The organism is Streptomyces sp. NPDC051636, from assembly GCF_044453765.1.
Taxonomy (GTDB): domain Bacteria; phylum Actinomycetota; class Actinomycetes; order Streptomycetales; family Streptomycetaceae; genus Streptomyces.
On the sequence record NZ_JBITDA010000035.1, the window covers coordinates 28,893 to 49,082 of the forward strand.

The 20,190-nt window shown below is 75.9% G+C and carries 14 protein-coding genes; 7 read left to right on the forward strand and 7 right to left on the reverse strand.

Annotation, left to right across the window (positions count from 1 at the left end):
• Window positions 1–21 precede the first annotated feature (21 nt).
• The 5 genes from ACIBBH_RS37475 to ACIBBH_RS37495 all read right to left on the reverse strand — a co-directional run bounded on the left by ACIBBH_RS37475 (window position 22) and on the right by ACIBBH_RS37495 (window position 6,178).
• A complete protein-coding gene (locus tag ACIBBH_RS37475) occupies window positions 22–1,053 on the reverse strand; it encodes a methyltransferase (RefSeq protein WP_399412597.1) in 1,032 nt (343 codons plus the stop codon).
• A gap of 91 nt (window positions 1,054–1,144) precedes the next feature.
• Window positions 1,145–2,947, reverse strand: a complete 1,803-nt coding sequence (locus tag ACIBBH_RS37480) for a non-ribosomal peptide synthetase (protein WP_399412599.1) — start codon at window positions 2,945–2,947, stop codon at window positions 1,145–1,147.
• A 5-nt stretch (window positions 2,948–2,952) separates the two neighbouring features.
• Window positions 2,953–3,765, reverse strand: coding sequence for a hypothetical protein (locus tag ACIBBH_RS37485; RefSeq protein ID WP_399412601.1), 813 nt, complete (start codon window positions 3,763–3,765; stop codon window positions 2,953–2,955).
• A gap of 121 nt (window positions 3,766–3,886) precedes the next feature.
• On the reverse strand, window positions 3,887–4,681 hold the full coding sequence (locus tag ACIBBH_RS37490; RefSeq protein ID WP_399412603.1) for a thioesterase II family protein: 795 nt from the start codon (window positions 4,679–4,681) through the stop codon (window positions 3,887–3,889).
• A 21-nt stretch (window positions 4,682–4,702) separates the two neighbouring features.
• A complete protein-coding gene (locus ACIBBH_RS37495) occupies window positions 4,703–6,178 on the reverse strand; it encodes an amidase (RefSeq protein ID WP_399412606.1) in 1,476 nt (491 codons plus the stop codon).
• Window positions 6,179–6,413: 235 nt separating this feature from the next.
• Between ACIBBH_RS37495 and ACIBBH_RS37500 the strand changes: the two genes are divergently transcribed.
• A complete protein-coding gene (locus ACIBBH_RS37500) occupies window positions 6,414–7,424 on the forward strand; it encodes an AIR synthase-related protein (RefSeq protein WP_399412608.1) in 1,011 nt (336 codons plus the stop codon).
• Window positions 7,425–7,586: 162 nt separating this feature from the next.
• Here the strand turns inward: ACIBBH_RS37500 and ACIBBH_RS37505 are convergent, their stop codons facing one another.
• On the reverse strand, window positions 7,587–8,990 hold the full coding sequence (locus ACIBBH_RS37505) for an MFS transporter (protein WP_399412610.1): 1,404 nt from the start codon (window positions 8,988–8,990) through the stop codon (window positions 7,587–7,589).
• A gap of 156 nt (window positions 8,991–9,146) precedes the next feature.
• On the opposite strand from ACIBBH_RS37505, the gene ACIBBH_RS37510 reads away from it, so the two are divergent.
• The 6 genes from ACIBBH_RS37510 to ACIBBH_RS37535 all read left to right on the forward strand — a co-directional run bounded on the left by ACIBBH_RS37510 (window position 9,147) and on the right by ACIBBH_RS37535 (window position 19,056).
• The gene (locus tag ACIBBH_RS37510; protein WP_399412612.1) at window positions 9,147–10,514 is read left to right on the forward strand and encodes a LuxR C-terminal-related transcriptional regulator; all 1,368 of its coding nucleotides are present in this window, start codon (window positions 9,147–9,149) and stop codon (window positions 10,512–10,514) included.
• Window positions 10,515–10,832: 318 nt separating this feature from the next.
• Window positions 10,833–11,822, forward strand: a complete 990-nt coding sequence (locus ACIBBH_RS37515) for an AfsA-related hotdog domain-containing protein (RefSeq protein WP_399412613.1) — start codon at window positions 10,833–10,835, stop codon at window positions 11,820–11,822.
• A gap of 13 nt (window positions 11,823–11,835) precedes the next feature.
• Entirely contained in the window at window positions 11,836–14,661 is a 2,826-nt protein-coding gene (locus ACIBBH_RS37520) for a BTAD domain-containing putative transcriptional regulator (protein WP_399412615.1), read from the forward strand.
• 224 nt (window positions 14,662–14,885) lie between these two features.
• On the forward strand, window positions 14,886–17,222 hold the full coding sequence (locus ACIBBH_RS37525; RefSeq protein WP_399412617.1) for an ATP-binding protein: 2,337 nt from the start codon (window positions 14,886–14,888) through the stop codon (window positions 17,220–17,222).
• On the forward strand, window positions 17,213–18,880 hold the full coding sequence (locus tag ACIBBH_RS37530; RefSeq protein WP_399412618.1) for an AMP-binding protein: 1,668 nt from the start codon (window positions 17,213–17,215) through the stop codon (window positions 18,878–18,880). The genes ACIBBH_RS37525 and ACIBBH_RS37530 overlap by 10 nt, the downstream gene beginning before the upstream one ends.
• Entirely contained in the window at window positions 18,877–19,056 is a 180-nt protein-coding gene (locus ACIBBH_RS37535; protein WP_399412620.1) for a hypothetical protein, read from the forward strand. The genes ACIBBH_RS37530 and ACIBBH_RS37535 overlap by 4 nt, the downstream gene beginning before the upstream one ends.
• Before the next feature lie 79 nt (window positions 19,057–19,135).
• Here ACIBBH_RS37535 and ACIBBH_RS37540 read toward each other — a convergent pair whose 3' ends face one another.
• Window positions 19,136–20,077: a polyprenyl synthetase family protein gene (locus tag ACIBBH_RS37540; protein WP_399412622.1), complete on the reverse strand. Its 942-nt coding sequence runs from the start codon at window positions 20,075–20,077 to the stop codon at window positions 19,136–19,138.
• Window positions 20,078–20,190: the final 113 nt, after the last annotated feature.

A 20,190-nucleotide genomic window follows, 5' to 3' on the forward strand; every position in this document is an offset into this window, starting at 1 on the left:
CTCTCTGAAGGAAGGAAGCTGTCAGTCGCGGGGAGCGAGCACGCACTCGACGACGCTGTGCTCCGTGGAGAGATTGCGGATCGACCGCACCTGGAGGCCGGCGGCCTCGGCCTGCTCGCGCATGTCCTCGACGGACCGGATGCGGGTGCCCTCCTCGCACACGACCATCTGGAACAGCGAGCGGATCGCGGAGGCGTTGTCGTGGCCGAGCAGCGGCTCGACGACGAAGAGGACGGGCTCGGCGGCGAGGCCGTCGGACTCCTCGACGGTGCGGGTCATGGCCCGCTGGACGGTCTCGAGGATGCGGGCGCTGCTCTCGGGGCTCCAGTTGTGCAGGACGTTCTTGAGGAAGTAGGCGTCGGCGCCGCTCGGGACCTCCTCGAAGAAGTCGGCCTCGGTGAAGGAGAGCCGGCGGATCAGGTCCTGGTCGCCGGACTCGTCGAGGAGCTGGGCGCCGCGCTTGGCGACGTCGGCGCGCTCGGCCACGGTGCCGCGGATGTCGGAGTGGGCCGAGAGGATGCCCTTGAGGAGGTGGCCGGTGCCGCCGCCGACGTCGACCACGGTGGAGATGCGGGAGAAGTCGAAGTCGCGGGCGAGTTCGGCGGCGGCGGGCCGGGTGATGTCGGCCATGGCCTTGTCGTAGACCTCACCGGCGTCGGTGTCCTTGTCCATGTAGGCGTAGATGGACTCGCCGTACTCGGAGCGGGAGGCGGGCTTTCCGGTCTTGACGGTGGTGAGCAGGTCGCGCCAGACGTCGTAGTACATCTCGCCGCCGAGGACGCACCAGTAGCGCATGGACTGCGGGTGGTCGTCGCGCATCCGCTCCGAGGTCTCGGTCTGTTCGAAGGTGCCGTCCTCGCGTTCGCGGAAGACGCCGACGATGCCGAGGACGCGCAGCAGGTAGAGGACGCCGTCGGGGTCGGCGTCGGTCGACTCGGCGAGCTGGGCCGGGGTCTTGGGGCCGTCGGCGAGGTGGTCGGCGATGCCCAGCCGGGCGGCCACGCTGAGGGACCGGGAGATCCAGCCCATGCCGGCGAGCTGCAGCAGCTCCATCGTGTCTCCAATTCCTGTTACTGGTCGTACGCCGGCCGGATGCCGGTCGCACGTGGTGGTGCCGGGGTCCCGCAGTGAGCGGCCGGGGAGGTCACTCGGTGGCCAGCGCCTCGCACAGGCGCCGTACCGTGCGGTGGTCGGTGATGTCCTGGAGGCTGACGCCGAGGCCCTGCCTGCGGGCCTTGTTGGCGACCTGGGCGGCGCCCAGGCTGGTGCCGCCGAGGGCGAAGAAGTCGTCGTCGAGACCGGCCTTGGTGGCGCCGGAGAACCGGGCGAACAGCTCGCACAGCAGCGTCTGTTCGGGGGTGCCGGGTGCCGTGTAGCGGGTGACGGCGGCGAAGTCGGGCGCGGGGAGGCGGTCCGTGTCCAGCTTGCCGTTGGCGTTCAGGGGCAGGGTGCCGAGGGTCAGGAAGGCGCTGGGCACCATGTAGTCGGGCAGGGTGTCGGCCAGATACGTCTTCAGGTCGCCGGCGTCCGCTCCCTGCTCGGCGTCCGGGACGACATGGGCGACGAGATGGGTGTCGCCGGTGGGGGTCCGGTGGACGGTGACGGCGGCGCGGGAGACCGCCGGGTGGCGCAGCAGGGCCGACTCGATCTCCCCGAGTTCGACGCGGTAGCCGCGGATCTTGACCTGTCCGTCGAGGCGGCCGAGGAAGAACAGCGTGCCGTCGGCGGAGCGGCGCACGCGGTCGCCGGTGCGGTACATGCGGCTGCCGGGCGGGCCGTAGGGGTCGGCGACGAAGCGTTCCGCGGTGAGCGCCGGGCGGCGCAGGTAGCCGCGGGCCAGCTGACCGCCGGCGATGTACAGCTCGCCGTCGTCGGTGGGCCGCAGCCGCTCGTCCAGGACACGCAGTTCGCTGGCCCAGGTGGGCTGTCCGATGGCCACGGCGCCGGGCGGCAGGAGGTCCCCGGGGCGGACGGCGTGCACGCAGCAGCCGACGGTGGCCTCGGTGGGGCCGTACTCGTTGAGGACGGTGACCCCGGGGTGGCGGGCGCGGAAGGCCTCGACGGTCTCGGCGAGCAGGAGTTCACCGCCGACGACGAGCTGCTCGGTCGGCGCGGCCTGCGGGGGCAGCGTGCCGAGCAGCGCCATGTGGGACGGCGTGACCTTGAGCAGGGCGGGGCTGGGGCCCGGGGTCTCCAGCGCGCCGATGCGGATGGTGCCGCCACTGGTGAGCGGCGCGTACAGCGTGGTGACCGTCATGTCGAAGGCGACGGAGGAGTGCAGCAGGGTGCTGCGGGCGGCGCTCGGGTAGGTGCCGCGCGCATAGGCGAGGTAGGCGGCGAGCGGGCGGTGGGTGACGACGACGCCCTTGGGACGGCCCGTGGAGCCGGAGGTGTAGATGACGTAGGCGGCGTGGTCGGGGTGCAGCGGCCGTACGCGGTCGGTGTCCTCGGGGGCGGTGGCCGGGGCGGCGGCGATGGCCGCGCGGGTGGCCTCGTCGTCGAGGAGGACGGTGACCGCGGCGCCGGCCGGGGCGGCGCTGCCGGTGTGGGTGAGGAGGGCGGCCGGGCGGGCGTCCTCGGTCATCAGCGCCAGGCGCTGCGCCGGGTTCTGCAGGTCGAGCGGCAGATAGGCGGCCCCGGCCGTGAGGACGGCGAGGAAGGCGGTGACGAGTTCCGCGCCGCGTCGCATGCCGACGGCGACGATGTCCTCCGGACCCAGGCCCAGGGAGATCAGGTGGTGCGCCAGCTTGGCGGAGCGCTCGGCGAGTTGGCGGTATGTGAGGCTGACGCCGCCGTCGACGAGTGCGGTGGCGTCGGGGGTGCGGCGTGCCTGCTCGGCGAAGAGTGCCGGGAGCAGGGTGGCGTGGGTGCCGGTCCCCTGGGGGGCCGGCGTGCCCGCCGGCGGTGTTCGGGTCGTGGTGACGGTGTCCCCCGTCGTCGCCGTCATTCCGCTCACCCGGCCTTCCCGGCCGCCGGGGCCCGGTCGCCGGCCAGCAGGTGCTCCAGTGCGCGTGCGGTCGCCGGTGAGCGCAGCAGGTCGTCGTGGGCCACCGGGACGCGGTGGTCGTGGCCGACCGGTTGGTCCGGGGTGGTGGTGGTGACGGCCGTGGCGGTGGACCAGGCGGGCAGCGGGCTGAGGGTGGTGGCCGCGGTGAGGTAGGAGACCAGGGAGACGAAGGCGCCGGAGAGTTCGTCGCGGATGTCCTCGTCGAGGTCGAGCCGGTCGGCGGCGGCGGCCACGGCGGCCGTGAAGGTGTCGGCCAGCTCGCGGCCGACCACCGGCAGCTGGTCGTCGCCGTACTGGGCCTTCAGGGCCTCGCCGCGGGCGTGGAAGGCGTCGAGTTCGGCCGGGGTGAGCAGGGCGCCGAGGGAGTCGCCGGCCGTGTGGAAGTCCTCGTACAGGCCGCTGGTGGCGGGGAGTTCGGGGTCGAGGAGGATGAGCCGGGGGGCCGGCTGCCAGTCGGCGACGCGGTCGGCGAGGGCGGCGGCGAAGACACCGCCGGCGCAGTAGCCGAGCACGGCCTGAACGGGAGCGCCCGAGGCGCGGACCTCGCCCAGCCACCAGTCGAGGTAGGCGTTGCCGGTGGGCGGGACCTGGTCGTCGGGGCCCGGGGGCCGGCTCGCCCACAGCGTGTGCTGCGGATCGAGGAGCGGGGCGAGGTCGGCGAATTGGGCCGGCCCGCGGCTCCCCGCGGCGAAGTCGACCGCCAGCAGGAGACGGTCGCTCTCCCCGCTGTTCAGCGTCTTCCACGCTATTCGACTCACGGCGATTCCCTGTTCCTGTCCTCGGGCCACAAATGGAGAATTCGTGGCAGCGGTGAAGTTCACGCTAGACGCGGGTGGGCGCGGTGCGGACCCCTACCGGGGGCCGGGGACACCCCTAACCTCACATGCCGGCCGGGGCGCTTATGCGGGCGGTGATGGCATCGAGAACCTCGCGCTGCCGGTCGACGAGATAGAAATGGCCGCCGGGAAACACCTGGACCTCGCAGTCGGCCGTGGTGTGTTCGGCCCAGGCGCGGGCCTCGTCGAGGGTGGTGTTGGGATCACTGTCCCCGGTCAGCACGGTGACCGGGCTGTCGATGCGCACCCCGCGGTCGGCGCGGTAGGTCTCCACGGCCTTGTAGTCGTTGCGCAGCACGGGCAGCGCCAGCCGCATGATCTCCTCGTTGCCCAGCACCCGGTCGTCGGTGCCGCTGAGCTTGCGCAGTTCCCGGATGACGCCCTCGTCGTCGCGGGTGTGGACGCGGTCGGGGCGGGTACGGGAGGGGGCCCGGCGGGCGGAGGCGAACAGCCGGGCCGGGGCCGGGAGTCCGGCGTCCCGGAAGCGGCGGGCGATCTCGAAGGCGACGGTGGCGCCCATGCTGTGCCCGAACAGGTACAGCGGCCGGTCGGCGTGGTGCCGTACCGCTTCGAAGACGCGGTCGGCGAGTTCGGGGACGTTGTCGATCAGCGGTTCCCTCCGGCGTTCCTGGCGGCCCGGATATTGCACGACCAGGACGTCGATCGCGGGGGTGAGTTCCTTCGCGACGGGAAAATAGAAGCTCGCCGAACCGCCCGCGTGCGGAAAGCAGATGAGGCGTGGCGCGTCCGCGACGGCGGGGTGGTAGCGGCGAATCCAGTCGCTTTCCAGGAGGTCGCCGGTGGTCTGTGTGCGGGCGAGGTCCTGCTGTGTGGTCATGAAAGGCTCCTCGGGTTCTTGTCAGTTGTCGTCGTCGGTGTCGGATGCGGGGTCGGGGAGTTCCGGCAGGAATCCGAAGAGCATTTCGGTGAGCTGCCACTGCCCGGTGAATTCGGCGAGTTCGGCCTCGGGGACGGCCACCCCCGCCCGGCGCAGTGCCTCGCCGAGCTGCCGCTGGGCGTCGGCCTCGGAGGGTGCGCCCTGCGGCAGGGCGACGGGGGCGGGGCGGGTCACCGGAAGCGGGCCGGGGGTGCGCAGGTGCCAGTCGGTGTGCCGCTGGTAGGCGTCGGCGACGGCGAGCAGGGCGCGGTCGGTGCCGGGCGTGCCGGCCAGTTGCAGGGACAGCGGCAGGCCGGCCGGGTCGAAGCCCATGGGCAGGGCGACGGCCGGGAAGCCGACGGCGCTCCACAGGCTGGGCAGCCACGACACGGCGGCGAGGCCCGCGGGGTCGTCGTAGCGGGGGGCGGTACCGGGCCAGGTGGGGGTGGCCAGAGCGTCGATCCTGTCGAGCCGGCGGCGCAGCCCCGCCGCGCCCCAGGCGCGCACGCGCTGGGCGTGGACGTACGCGGAGGCGGGGATCAGGCCGCCGAGCACGAGGGTGCGCCGGAAGGGCCGCCCGTACTGGTCCCAGCGGCTGCGCAGCCCGGCGCCGTGGGTGTGGAAACCCTCGGCGAGCAGGGTGATCAGCTGGGCGGCGAACAGCGGGTACAGCTCGGGCAGATCGACGCTGACGATCTTGGCGCCCTGGTCGCGGAGCCGTTCGAGGGCGGTGTCGAAGGCGTCCCGGCAGTCCGGGGAGAGCTGCCCGGCCTCCTCCAGCGCGCGGTCGGGAACCCCGATGCGCACGCCGTCCAGGCCGGTGAGCCACTCGGGCTCGGGGGTGTGCCGGCCGGCGGCGACGCCGAGTGCGCGGGCCGCCTCGCGGACGGTGCGGGCGAGGGTGCCGACGGTGTCGAGGCTGGGCGCGAGGGGCCGGCTGCCGGCGGTCGGGACCAGTCCGTGGGTGGGCTTGATGCCGGTGACCCCGCACAGCGCGGCGGGGATGCGGATGCTGCCGCCGGTGTCGGTGCCGAGTCCGACGTCGAAGAAGCCGTGCACGAGGCCGGCGGCGCTGCCGCTGCTGGAGCCGCCCGGGTAGCGGTCGGGGTCCCAGGGGTTGCGCGGCACCGGGAACGGCAGGGCGGGGTCGGGGCGGCCGAGGGCGTGCTCGCCGGCGGTGGTCAGGCCGAGCGGTACGGCCCCGGCGGCGCGCAGCCGTCGGACGGCCACGGCGTCGCGGCCACGGTGCCAGTCGGCGTCGTGCACCTTGCTGTGCGCGGTGGGGACCGCCTCGCGGGTGGCGAAGACGTCCTTGATGCCGAGGGTGACCCCGTGGAGGGGACCGTTTCCGGCCGTTTCCGCGTGTGGGTCTTCGAAGCGGCGCACGAACACCCCGAGGCGCTCCTCGATGCGGTCGGCGGCGTGGTGCCGCTCCCCCCGCGTGCTGACGTCCACCATGGCCGCTCTCCCGTAGGTCCGTTGGCTGCCCGGGCGTTCCGGGTCTTCGACCCTAGGAAGGGCGACCGCCCCGGCAGTCCCCCTTGACGGACCCCTGTGCACCCCTGAATTCCCACCCCTGCCTGCCGGTTGTCCGTGGTTTCCCCGGCTACGGTGGCGGGGTGCCGGGAGCAGACTGGCACGCGGGGCGGCCGCGGGCCGCCGCGGTTCCCGGGTCCGGAAAGGGGGGATTTCCTTGCTGCGGGACGACCTGCCCCTGCCCGTGGGCCAGGTGGCGCTGCGCGACGACGCAGGCGCCGCGTCGCCGGCGCGCGTCCTCGTCGCGGCGCTGGGCGACCTCTACGACGCCGAACCGGCCCCGGAACCGGGGCCGCTGGTTGTGCGCACCACGACGTCCGTCGTCGACCCGCCGTTCTACGGCAACGGCGACATCGGCCGGCTCGCGGTGTGCGCGGCCGTCAACGCGCTCGCGGTCACCGGTGCCCTGCCGCGTCGGCTGGCCCTCGCCGCCGTCGTCGAGGCCGGGCTGCCGGCCGCGCTGCTGCACCGCGCCGCCGACTCCGTGCGGGAGGCCGTACGGGAGGCCGGGGTGCGGGTCGCGGCGGTCGACGCACGGGTGGTGCGGGCCGGCGAGATCGACCAGATGACGCTCTGCGTCACCGGGTTCGGGGTGTTCACGCGCCCGCCGCTGGACGCGGCCGCGCTGCGCCCCGGCGACCGGATCCTGCTCTCCGCCCCTCTGGGCAGCCATGCGGTGCACGTGCTGTCCCTGCGCGCCGGCCTCGGCTACGAGTACCACGTGCCCAGTGACGCCGCCCCGCTGGGCGGCCTGGTCGAGACGGTCCGGGCGGCGCTGCCGGCGGACGCGGTACGGGCGGCCGGTGTGGCCGGTGAGGGCGGACTGGCCGCGGTGCTGCGGGGGTTCGCCGCGCGTTCGGAGTGTGCGGTGCGGGTCGACGAAGCCGCGCTGCCGGTGCCGTACGGCGCCCGGGAGGCCTTCGACGTGCTCGGCCTGGACCCGTTGTACGCCGCCGGCGCCGGCTGTCTCTGCCTGGTGGTCGCCGCGGACGCGGAGGCCGCGGCGCTGGCCGCGCTGCGCGGGCACCGCGACGGGCGCCTGGCCACGGCGGTCGGCCGGGTCATGGACGGACCGCGGGGTGCGGTGGAGGTGCGATCGCTGGACGGCGGGCTGACGCCGCTGCGGGACGAGGCCGAGGAGGCCGGGGGGCCGACCCGGCTGCTGTGAGGGCGGGGGCAGGGTGCCCGTGCCAGTGCCCCAACAGGCAAGTTCGCCCCGTCGCGAACGCCCGGCACGCTCCCCCACGACGCCGCTCCTTGAGGGGCGAACGGTGTCCGCCTGGTCACTGGTCCGGCCCAGCCGGTCCTCCGGCCCGGCCGGTCCCCGGTCTCAGCCCCGCTTCGCGCGCCGCTCCCGGCCCAGCACGGCCGTGGCGGCCAGCGCCGCCAGGGCGGGCAGCAGGCCGATGCCGACGAGGATCCCCTCACGTGCCGTGTGCGACTGGGCGACGGCGTGCCCGGTGCCGGACGAGGCGTAGCCGAAGACGGCGAGTGTCAGGCCGTACAGGAAGGGCCCGACCGCCAGGCCGAGGGTCTCGCAGGTGGTGAACAGCCCGGACGACACGCCCACCCCGCGCAGCCCCTCGCTCGCGATGCAGTCCTGCAGCAAGGCGTACAGGAAAAGCAGTTGACCGGCATGCCCGGTTCCGGCGACGACCATGGCGAGCAGTACGACGGGCAGCGGCAGCACGGGCGCGGCACACAGCAGCAGACAGCCGGCGCCGAAGACCGCGCAGGCCCACCGGTATCCGGCCCGGTGGCCGAGGCGGGCTCCGAGCCGCGTCCAGGCGCGCACGGTGAGGAGGTTCGGGGCGACGAACGCGGCGACGAGCAGCCCTGTGACGTTCTTGTCGCCGAGGATGTGCTCGCTGAAGTAGGGCGCGCCGGCGGTCAGTCCACCGGTGGCGACGGACTGGACGGCGATGGCGCCGAGAAGCGCGGCGAAACCGGGAACCCGCCGGGCGAGGAGGAGCCGTCGCAGGAGGCCGGACGGCTCGGCGCCGGGCTCGTCGGCTCGGGGCGCCCCGGCACCGGGTTCACCGGCAGCGGGTGCCCCGGCGCCGGGCTCCGCGGGCGCCGTGTCTCGCCGGCCCGCCCCCTTGGTACCGAGCACCACCCCCGCCGTACCGGCGAGCACGCACAGCGCGCCGAACAGACCCACCAGGCGGTGCCCCGGCACTCCCCCGCCGCCCGCGTCCACCAGCGCCGGCCCCACCGTTCCGATGAGCAGCGCGGAAACGGCGATCACGGCGACGCGTCCGGCCACCAGGGCGACCCGGTCGGCGGGTCGGCCGGTCAGCTCGGCCGGGAGCGCGGAGTAGGGCACCTGGAAGAAGGCGTAGGCCGTGGCGGCGAGGAAGAAGCCGACGGCGGCCCACCAGATCCCGGCGGAGTGCGAGCCGGGCGCCGAGAACATCAGGGCGAACGCGGCGGCCACGCCGACGCCTCCGGCCGGCAGATGCCTACGGCGGCGGGGCACGCGGTCCCCGGCGTGGCCCACGAGAGGCCCGAGCAGGGCGTTCCACACCTTGGGTACGAGCACCACGGTGCCGGCGAGTGCCGCACCGGCGCCGAGCGTGTCGGTGAGGTAGGGCAGCAGCAGCAGGCCGGGCAGCGTGCTGAACGCGCCGGTGACCAGGGCCCCGGAGGCGTAGCCCGCCCGCAGCCAGCGGCGGGCGCCGGGCAGCGGGGGTGCCGCCCCCGGGCGGGTGACGGGGTTTGAGTCGACAGCCATGGTTCGAGCCTGATCCCGTCCCGACCACGGCAGTAGTCAGGGATTCACCCCACGTCCGAGGGACTTCCTGTCGTGCAACTACCGGACAGGGCGGGTGCCTTGGAGCCGGGGGTCCGGGTGGGAGATGGTCGGCTGGACCGACGGGGGGAGAAGCGGATGCTGACCGCACAGGCCGACGGAACCGCACGGACGGAAGAGCCCGCAGAGACCGAACGGACCGAAGGGACCGGCCGGCCCGGGCAGACCGAGGAATCCGGGGAGCCCGGAAGGACCGGCGGCACGATGGCGCACGGCCCGGCGCGGCCCGGGGCCGAGTTGCTGCGCATGGCCGCGGAGGGGTTGCACCGGGAGGCCTCCGCTGCCGCGTCCCTGCTGCGGCTGCTGCCTCCCGACGACGTGGAGGCGACGCTGCTGCGGGCGCGGGCACTGGTGCTGGCGGGCCGTCCGGAGGCCGCGCTGCGGGCGTACGCCTCGCTCCCGGCGGTGGTGCGGGACACACCGGTCCGTGCGGCGGCCCTGCGGCTGCTGGGACGCTGGGAGCAGGCCGAGCGCTGCCTGGAGGGGTGCGCCCCGCCCGTGCGGGCCCGCGCCACCCCGGAATCCGTCCACGAGTGGGTCGCGGAGTGCGCCGCCCTGGCCCTGGACCGCGGTGAGCCGGTGCTGCGCCGCACGGCCCAGCGCTGGGCCCAGGAGGCGTTGCGCACCGCCCCGTCGGCCGTCGCCACCGCCCACGCCCGCTGTCTGCTCGCCGCCGTCCACGCCGCCGCCGGGCTGTTCGGGGCCGCGCTCGACTCGGCCGACGCCGCGGCGCGGGAACTCGACGGGCTCGGGGAGGACGCGCTGCTGCGCCGCCTGGACGCGGTGCCGCTGCTGGCCGACGCACTGTTCCACACCGGGCGCCGGCACGCGGCGGAGCGGCGGCTGGAGGAAGCGCTGGTACTGGCGCGCGAGTCGGGTCAGGAACAGCTGGCGGGCCGGCTGGAGCTGGGGCTCGCCCGGGCCCGGCTCGCCGCGGAGGATCTCGCGGCGGCCGGCCGGTGGGCCGAGCGGGCGGCCGGCTCGGCGCATCGAGCGGGCGGAGTGCCGCTTGCCGTGGCGGCGGCGCTGTGCCTGGCCCGGGTGCGGCTCGCGGCGGACGACAGCACCGCCGCGCTGGAGGCGGCCCGCAGGGCGGTGCGGGCGGCGCGGCCGCTCGGCGGGGTGTGGCGGGACCGGGCGGAGGCCCGGCTGCGGGAGGTGCGGCTGGTCCAGGAGCACGAAGTGCCCGCGCCGCCGCCCGAGGCGGAGCCGGAGGGCGCGGGGCGGCTGTCGCTGGAGGCACTGAGCAGGCGGGAGGCTCAGGTGGCGGTCCTGGTCAGCGAGGGCTGTACGAACCAGCAGATCGCGGCGCGGCTCCAGGTCAGCCCGAAGACGGTGGAGACGCATCTCAGCCGCATCTTCAAGAAGCTCGGCATCACCTCGCGCGCACAGGTGGCGCACTGGGTCGGGCTGGGTGCGGGCCCCGTCCGGGACGGCGGGGGATGACGTCCCGGACGGGGCGGGCGAACGGCGCGGGCACGCGGTGACGGGGGGGCCGGTGCGTCCGCGCCGTGATCACGACCGTACCGCCGGGCACCTGGGCGCGGCTAAAGCCGGCCTGGCGTGCGACCAGGGCCGTTACCACCACTAGCTGCCGTGCAACTTGCTGCCACCGTTCCCGGCTGGCGTCCGGGACCGACGTTTTCGCACCCTGGTGGGCGTGGGTCGTCCGTGTGACGGCCACGGGGACAGTGCGCGCCGCACGACGGGCCCTCCCCCACGCTCTGCGAGCAGGGAGCGCTCCCATCGCGCCGAGGAGAGACCATGACTGTCGACATGTCCAGCACCACCGTCCCGGGACTCAAGTACGCCACCCGGCATCTGATCCACTGCCCGACGTCCTGGGAGCACTACCTCCTGGACGCCCCCAGCAGCGGCGAGGAGAAGTTCGTTCTGGCCGGCTCCGTGCCCACCGGGCACCCGCTGTTCAACGACGGTCCCGGCCACTTCTACGACGCGCAGTCCGTCACCGAGGAGGTCCGCGAGGTCGGCGAGTTCGTGGGCCACCGCTACTTCGGTGTGCCGCGCGAACGGCCGGGCCTGTTCTACCGGTTCGCGCTCGACCTGACCGACCTGCGGGCCTGGCGCGCCGGCGACGGGGAGCCGCCGCGGATGACGACGCACCTGACCGCCCGCCCCGACCACATGATCGGCGGGGTGCCGCGCGGGCTGACGTTCGGCGTCGAGGTCCGCATCGACGACGTCTCGTGCTGCGCGGGCAGCGCGGGCCTGGTCTTCCTGACGCCGGCGCTCCACCGCAACCACATGGAGCACAGCCGCCGCGCCCTGCGCGCCGCGCCGGAGCTGGACGACGCCCCGGACGGCGCGGGCTGGCCCGTGGACCCGGCCGAGATCGGCCGCCGTGCCCCCGGCAACGTGGTGGTGTGCGAGCCGAGCGTGTCCGCGCAGGGCCGGCTGACGACGTGGGTTCTCACCCGGGGCGACAATCCGGCGCTCGCGCCGTCCGCCGACGGCCAGGTGTCCGGTCTGCTGCTGCTGGAGGCGCTGCGCCAGACGTCGATCCTGACGGCTGGCCGGGCCAGCGGTGTGGACGCCGACCGGGCCGTGGTGGCCGGCTGGGACGTGCACTTCCGCGGCTACGCGCAGGCGGGCCTGCCGCTGCGCTGCGTGGCGGTGCCGGGCCCGCTGGAGCGGGACGCCGAGGGCCGGCCCTCGGTGCCGGTGACGCTGACGGTGACCCAGCACCGGCGCGCGGTGGCCGAGGCCCGCACCCGCGTCGTGCAGGACCTGTGACCCGGGTGCCTTCATGAAGTTCCGCATCCTCGGCCCCCTGGAGATCGAGGGCAGCGCCGGCCCCGGTGTCTCGTACACGCCCCGGGCCGCGAAGCTCCGCGTCGTCCTCGGCGCGCTGCTGGTGCGCAGCGGCAATGTGGTGTCCGTGCAGGCGCTGACGGACGAGCTGTGGCAGGACGATCCGCCGCGTACGGCGACCACCACGCTCCAGGTGTACATCTCGCAGCTGCGCAAGCAGCTCAACGCCGCCGAGGCGGGGTTCGGCCGGGAGGCTCTGGTGACCCGGCAGCCCGGTTATGTGCTGCGTGTGGGGCCGGACCAGCTGGACCTGACCCGGTTCGAGGCACTGCACGCGAGCGGCCGCCGGGCGCTGGAGTCGGGCGACTTCGCGCAGGCGGCGGCGTTGCAGCGGCAGGCGATCGAGCTCTGGCGCGGCCCGCTGCTGTCGGACACCCCGCACGGGCCGACGCTCGACGCCGCGGCGGTCCGGCTGGAGGAGGCGGGCGTGGCAGCGCTGGACCAGCGGATCCGCGCCGATCTGGAGCTGGGCCGGCACCGCGATCTGATCGCCGAGCTGCACTCGGTGACGACGCGGTATCCGCTGCGCGAGGAGTTCCACGGCCATCTGATGCTGGCGCTGTTCCGGGCGGGCAGGCAGGCGGAGGCGCTGCGGGCGTTCGGACAGCTGCGCCACACGCTCGTCGAGGAGTTGGCGATCGAGCCGGGTCCGGCGTTGCAGCGGCTGCACGGGCGGATCCTGGCCGGTGACGCCGGTCTGCTGGTCGACGAGGCCGCGCCGGCCGGACCGGTGACGGTGACGCAGGCGCGCGGCCGGCCCGTCGCGCTGCCCACCGCCGATCCGGGGTTCACCGGCCGGGAGGACGAACTGGCGCGGGTCGTCGACCTGTTGACGTCGTCCCCGGCGGGTACGTGCGTCGCCGTGGCCGGGATGCCTGGCGTGGGCAAGACGGCGCTGGCCGTGGAGGCCGCGCACCGCTGCGCGGACGTGTTCCCGGACGGCCGGCTGTTCCTCGATCTGGAACCCGAGCCGGGCCGTCCGCTCACCGCGGCCCAGGCGCTGACCCGGCTGCTGCGGCGGGCGGGCGAGACGGGCCCGCTGCCCGAGGCGGTGGAGGACCTGCGGGACGCCCTGCACACCCGGCTGGCGGGCCGGCGCATGCTGCTCGTCCTCGACCACGCCGGCTCCGAGGCGCAGCTGCGCCCGTTGCTGCCGGCCACCGAGGGCTGCCGCGCCCTGGTCACCATCCGCCGTACCCCGGCGTCCCTGGCCGCGGTGCGTACGGTGTCGCTGGCACCGCTGCGCCCGGAGGCCGCCCGGGCCCTGCTGGCAACGGCGTCCGGCCGCGTCCCGGCGGGCGGCGCGGACGAGGCACGGCGCCCGGCCGCGAACGGTCCCGCCCGCGCGCGGGCCACCCGGCGACCGGCCGGGCACTTCGCGGCCGAGGGCGCGTACGCCCCGGCGCAGCCTGCCGCGGACGGCCGCGCCCGCACGGACGGCCCGGGCAGCCCTCGCCCGACTGCCCTGGCCCGGCACGCTCCAGCAGCCGACGCGGGCGCCGCGCGGCGCCCCGCACAGCCGTCCCGCGCGCACACCGTCCTCACGACGGCGTCCGGTCCCGGCTCCGCGGGCGACACGGACGCCGTACGCGTGCCCGACCCGGCGGCGCTCGCCGAGGTGGCCGTGCTCTGCGGCGGTCTGCCGCTGGCGCTGCGCGGCGCGGCCGCTCAGCTCGCCGCCCGGCCACACTGGACGCCGCAGACCCTCGCCGCCCGGCTGCGGGACCCGCGCGACCGGCTCGACGCTCTGCGCGTCGGTGAAATAGACGTCCGAGCGGCGCTGTTGACTGCGTACGCGGCGGCCGCGGCCCAGCAGCAGCGGTCGTTCCGGCTGCTGGCGCTGCTGCCGGACGCGCCCTTCGAGACCGGCCCGGCCGCCGCCGTTCTCGGGCTCGGGGCCGACGCGGCCGACCGCAGCGTGGAGGGCCTCGTCGACGCGCGTCTGCTGGAGGCCGACGACACCGGCCGCTTCCGGTTCCACCCGCTGCTGCGGCTGCTGGCCGCCGAACTGCTCGCCCGGCACGAGCCGGAGGACTCGGCACGGGACGCCGCGGGCCGCCTCGCCGAGGCCTTCGCGGACTCGGTAGGGGCCACCGGCTCCGCCGCCACGGCGCACACCGACCTGGCGGTCCTCGTCGGCGTCCTGCGCACCGCGCACGCCTACGGCGCATGGCCGGCGGCGCTGCGGCTGGCCGACGCCCTGTCCGGCGGCCTGGAGTCGCACGCCGCCTGGCCTCTGTGGCGGACCGCGCACACGCTCGGCCTGGACGCGGCCCGGCGGGCCCAGGACCGGGCGGGCGAGGCGCGGATGCTGCGGTCACTGGGTGATCTGTCCTGGCAGCAGCGGGAGTTGACACGCTGCGAGGAACTGTACGCAGCCGCCGCGCGGGCCGCCCGCGGCTGTGCGGACGACCACGAGCACGGGCGCGCGCTGGTGGGGCTGGTCGACGTACGGCTGGACGCGGGAGCGTACGACGAGGCGGGCGCCCTGCTCGACACGGCGCTCGGCTCCCTGCCGGACCGCTCCCCGGCCCGCTTCGACGCGCTGCGCGCCGGCGCGCTGCTCGCGCTGGACCTCGGCGACGCGGCGACGGCGACGGCCCGCTTCACGGCCTGCCGCGACCTGGCCACGGCCCTGCGCGACCGCCGTCTGGAGGCTTATGCCCGCCGCTGCCTGCGCCGCCTCACCGACACCGCCCAGGGTGCCGGGCCGGCGGTGGAGGTACGGCCGGGAGTGTGGCGGCTGCGGGAGGCTGCGTAGCGAGTCCGGGTACGGCGGGGGTGCGGCGGCTGCGGAGGCGGCGCAGCGTGGGACGCGCGGGCCGGCCGGGGAAGGCGGCTGCCGGGGCGGCCGGCGAGGCTCGTACGGCCGGCGACACGGCCGGGCTCCACCCGCACGCCCCCGTCCCAGCCCCGATCGCCGTGTTTAAGCCACCCTTTGCCCGTCCCGGGCACGCTGTCCGCAGCCGTCTTCAGGGGGATGCCATGACCGTCACACAGCAGGTTTCGAGGCCGGCGCGGACACGTCCGGCGCCGGCGGACACCGGGCGTCCTCTCGTCGGCCGGGACGCCGAGCTTCTCGTACTGGGCGGCAGGCTCGCCGATCCGGACGCCCGGCTGGTCACGCTCACCGGGCCCGGGGGCGTCGGCAAGAGCGCGCTGGCCAGGGCGTTCGCCCCGGCGCCGGGACAGTTCCGTGGTGTACGCGCGGCCGACCTCTCGCCCGCCGCCTCCGCCGACGAGGCAGCGGCCACCGTGCTGCGGCTGGCGGCCGAGCTGCGCCGGATCCCGGGGGACGCGGACGCCCTGCTGGTGCTCGACGGCTGCGACCACCACGGCGAGCCGCTCACCACCATGCTCACCGAGCTGCTCACCCCCGCGGGGAGACTGCGGGTTCTGGCCACCTCCCGCGAGCCGCTGCGCATCGCCGGCGAGCGGCTGCTTCCGGTACCCCGGCTGCCCGTGCCCGCGCCGGAGGCCGAAGAGCCCGGCGTGCTGTCCGGCAACGCGTCGGTGGCCCTGTTCACGCGCGCCGCGCGGGACGCCGTGCCCGGGTTCGCGCTCACCGAGGCGAACGCGCCCGCGGTCGGCGCGCTGTGCACACTCCTCGAAGGCCTGCCGCTGGCCCTGGAACTGGCGGCGGGCCGGCTGCGGCTGTTCACGCCGCAGGTGCTGCTGGCCCGGCTGCGGCACCGCGGCGGGGCACTGACGGCGCTGTCCGGCGGGCCCGCGGGCGCCCCCGCCCGGCACCGTTCGCTGGCCGCGCTGGCGGAGTCCGCCGTGACGGGCCTGAGCCGTGACGAGCTGGCCCTGCTGGGTCAGTTGTCGGTGTGCGAGCCCGGGGTCGGACTGTCGATGCTGGAACGGATGTCGCCGCTCCCCCGCGCCGGCGGCGACACCGTACTCGACGCGCTCCTGGACCGCAGCCTCGTCGTCGTCCTCGACCAGGAGCAGGGCGAGCCGCGCTTCGCGGTACCGGAGCCGGTGCGCTCCCACATGGGCGAGGAACTCGCCGCCGACGGCCTGCTGGAGCCGGCCCTCGACCGGCACGCCGCCGCGTACCGGCAGCTGGTCACCGGTGTCGAGGCCCGGCTGACCGGCCCCCGGCAAGGCCACTGGCTGCGCGTGCTGGCCGCCGAGCACCCCAACGTCGTGGCCGCCCTGCGCCGTCTGCGGCAGCGCGGCGCCATCGAGGAGGCCGCCCTGCTGGTGCTCGCCCTGCGCCTGCCCTGGCTGGTGCAGGGGCATCTGAAGACGGGCGTGGAGTGGTGCGACGCGCTCGGCCAGGAGGAGCCGGAAGCGGGGCCGGGGCCGGACGTCACCGCCTTGCCGCCCGCGCTGCCCGAGCCGCTGCGCGCCCGCCTCGTCGACCTCTCGGCGACGTTCACGCTGGCCCTCGGCGACGCGGACCTCGCCGTACGGCGCAACCGCCGGGCCCTCGCCCTGTGCAAGCGGCTCGGCGACCGGCGGCAGACGGCACTGGTGTCGGCGCGCATGGGACTCGCGCTGCTGCGCTACGGCGACCCCGGCGGCGCGGTCACGGCGCTCGGCCCCGCCCTGACCGCGCTGGAGTCGCTGGGTGCGGCCGCCCCGGCGGCGGACGCGGCGGTGGCGCTGGCGGCGGCGCTGCGCGCGCAGGGCGACACCCGCAAGGCACAGGACATGCTGGACAAGGGGCTCGACGCGCACCGCCGGATCGCGGACGCGCGCGGCCTCGCGGCGGCGCTGCGCGAGGCCGCGGCCGTCGCCGTGGAGCGCGACGACACCCGGAGCGCGGCCGGCGCGCTGCGCGAGAGCCTGGAGCTGTACCGCTCGCTCGGCGAGCGCACCGAACTGCCCGGCGTGCTGGAGGAACTCGCCCTGCTGTGGCTGCGTACCGACCCGGCGGCCGGCCCCCGCACGACCCGTGTCCTGGCGGCCGCCGAAGCCGTGCGCGGGGCGCTGGGCAGCACGCGGGCCCCGGATCGCCGTACCGCCGTCGGCGAGGCCCTGGACACGCTGCGCTCCCGGCTGCACGCCACCGGGTACGCGGCGGCCTGGGCCGAGGGCACGCGGATGCCGCCCGCCACGGCCGTCGAGGAGGCGCTGGCCGCCCCCGAACCTCAGGCGCGCCCGGCCGCCCCCACACCGGAGGCGCAGCCGCTCACCCCGCGCCAGGTGCAGGTGGCGATGCTGGTCGCGGAGGGACTGACGAACCGTCAGATCGCGTCCCGGCTGGACATCTCCGAGTGGACGGTCGTCAACCACGTGCGCCAGATCATGCGCAGGCTGGGCGCCACGTCCCGGCTGCAGGTGGCCTGGTCGGTGGGCCGATGGACGTGACGGCCGGCCCGCCGGCCGAACTGCCGGACGGATCGGGCGTCCCGCCGGACGTGGCCGGGCGCTGGCGCGCGGCCGGGCTGTGGCGTGCCGAGGGCTTCGTGCACGACGTGCTGCGCACCGCCGCCGCGCACCCCGATCGCCCGGCGTTCGTCGGCCACCGCGCCCACCGGCCGCCCGGCCGGCGGTCCGTCACCGTGTCGTACGCCCAGCTGGCGGTGTACGTCGGCCGGTTCGCGGCGGCGCTGCGGTCGCTCGGGGTGGGTGCGGGCGATCCGGTGGCGTTGCAGCTGCCCAACTGGTGGGAGACCGCGGCGCTGACGCTCGCGTGCTGGCGGATCGGCGCGGTCGTGGTGCCGGTGCTGCCGGGCGTGCGCGCGCCCGACCTGGAGCGCGTCCTGGCCGCCACCCAGGCTCGGGTGTGCTTCGTACCGGACCGCTGGGAGGAGTACGGCAACGCCGAGGTCCTGGCGGACCTCGCGCACCGGCTGCCGTGGCTGCGGCGACGGGTGGTCATCGGGGACGCGGCGGCGACCGGGGCGGTGGACTTCGGGACCCACTTCCTGCGCACCGCGCACGAACGCGGCCCGCACGCCCGTGAGTTGCCCCTCTCACTGGCCGCCCCGGACCGGCCGGCGCTGCTGCTGACGGTCATGGGCATGGGGGAGGACCACGGGGCGGTGCTGCACACGGGCAACACGCTGTACGCGGGGCTCGCGGCACAGGGCGGCGAGGACACCCCCGGTGTCTTCTCGACCCCCCTCCCCCTCACCTCCCTCGCCTCCCTTCTCTACACGGTGTGCTGGCCGCTCGCGTCCGGTGGCACCGGGGTGTTCCAGGACGTGTGGGACCCGCGGGTCTTCCTGGAACTGGTCGAGTCCGCGGGGGTCGACCAGGTGTACGCCACCCCCGCGCACTGGGCCGAACTCCTGACCGCGCAGCGGCAGGAACGCCGTGACGTGTCCGGGCTGCGGCTCGCGCTGACCGGCGGCCGCGTCGACACGCCCGAGCCGCTTCCCGGTGAACTGCGCGAGGAGTTCGGCGTCCGGGTCGGCGGCGTGTGGGGCGCGCCCGAGGCGGGGCTCGGGGCGCTGTCGTTCGACTCCGGGGAGCGGCCCCTGCGCGGGCTGGAACTGGCCTTGGTGGGCACTTTGCGGGTGCGCGGTCCCTCGGTCGCCCTTGCCGCCTGGCGGCACGGGGAGCCCGTCGAGGCGGCCTGGGACCGCACGGAGGGCTGGCTGGACACCGGGGACACGGCACTGCCGGGGCCGCCGGGCGAGGTGACGGTGGTGGGCCGCGCCGACGAGCGGACCGGCGGCCTGTTCGTCGTACCGGTCGACGCGTTGGAGAAGGGGCTGCGGGCGCATCCGCGGGTACGGGAGGCGGCCGTCGTGGAGTACACGGACGCGACCTACGGGGAGATGCCGTGCGCCGTGGTCGTCCCCGCGCTCCAGGAGGAGCCACCGGGCCTGGTGGAGCTCCGCGAGCATCTCGCCCGCACCGGCCTGACGGAGGCGTTCCTGCCGACCCGACTGGAACTGGTCGGCTCCCTGCCGAGGGACCCGGGCGGCGAACTCCGCAAGGAGGCCCTGCGCGTCTGGCTGTCCCGGCTCCGCCCGGGCGCACCGCGCCCCCGGCCGACGGCACCGGAGGAACCGTGACCGGCCACGCACGGTCGCGCCCGCTGCCGGACCACCGGCTCACCCGCGGCGCTTCGACGCCGTGCCGGACCAGCCGAAGGGCGCCCGGCCCCGGCCCGCGCCGGGAGGGCGACCCGCACACCGCGACCGGCACGGCGTCCGCGGACGCCGACCGCACGGCCCACGGCACCACCTGACGGCCTCCGCCCCCCGGCCGACGACACACCCGACCCCGCGACCGGGCGAACCGGCGGTGGCCCGCGCGGCCCGCTCCCCTCACACCGAAGCCACCCGTTCCCCGAACGCCACCAATTCGGCGCGCCACTCCCCCGGCACTGGCGCGCCGTCGGCCGTGCGGGATGCCCGGGTCACCAGATCGCGGATCATGCGCTCCGCCACGTCCCGTTCCTCGCCGTCGAGCAGGATCTCGCGCAGGAGGTCGGCCTCCCAGGCGTACTCGGGGCCGCCGTCCAGGAAGCCGCGGAGGCGCCAGGCGGCATGCAGGGCGGCGGCATAGGCCTCGTAGGCCGGCGCGAGGTCGTCGCGGCCGGCCAGCTCGGCACCGATCAGCAGGGGGGCGCGCAGGGCGTACCAGCCGGCGCGGCAGCCGCTGTCGCAGCCGGAGACGCAGCGGCCCGGCCACGGGTCGGCGAGGTAGGCCGCGGTCATCGACTCGTGCGCGTACATGCCGACGCAGCGGTCGGCGCGCAGTTCGTCCCAGAGAGCCCGCGCCGTGCCGGTGAGCGCGCCGGCCAGCCGGTCGGCGCAGGCGAGGGCGAGGTCGGCCGCGAGCGTGGCGGCGTACGCGCCGTGCCGCCCGGCGTCGCCGCCCCAGCCGCCGCGTTCGTGCTCGGCGGCGTGGGCGACGTGCAGGGCGGGCATGCCGCGGCGCACGGCCACGTTGTCGTGCACGTCGGCCCGCAACACCATCGCGGTGTCCAGGAGTTCCAGGGCGGCGGCCACGTCCACGGCGCCCGGGTCACCGGGGGCGCCGCCCGCGGCGAGGTACCCGGTGAACAGGACCACGGGACGCACCCGTTCGCCGCCCGCCGCGACCAGTTCGGCCAGTGACTCGACGAGGATCGCGGCGCGCGCCTGCCCGGTATGGCGGCGGTACTCGTCGTTCAGCAGCGAGCGCAGTCTGGTCTCGACGCCCTCCAGCATCTGCTCGCGCCGGCGTGCCGGGGACGGTGTCCTGTGGTCCTGATCCGTGAGCATGGGGGACCTCCTGCCGGGGTTACGGACTGCGACCGACCCTGACCGACGGGTGATGCGGCCACAATGCGGGAAGCGGAAGTTCCACGTCGTTCCCGGCCGGTTCCCGGGGCGCA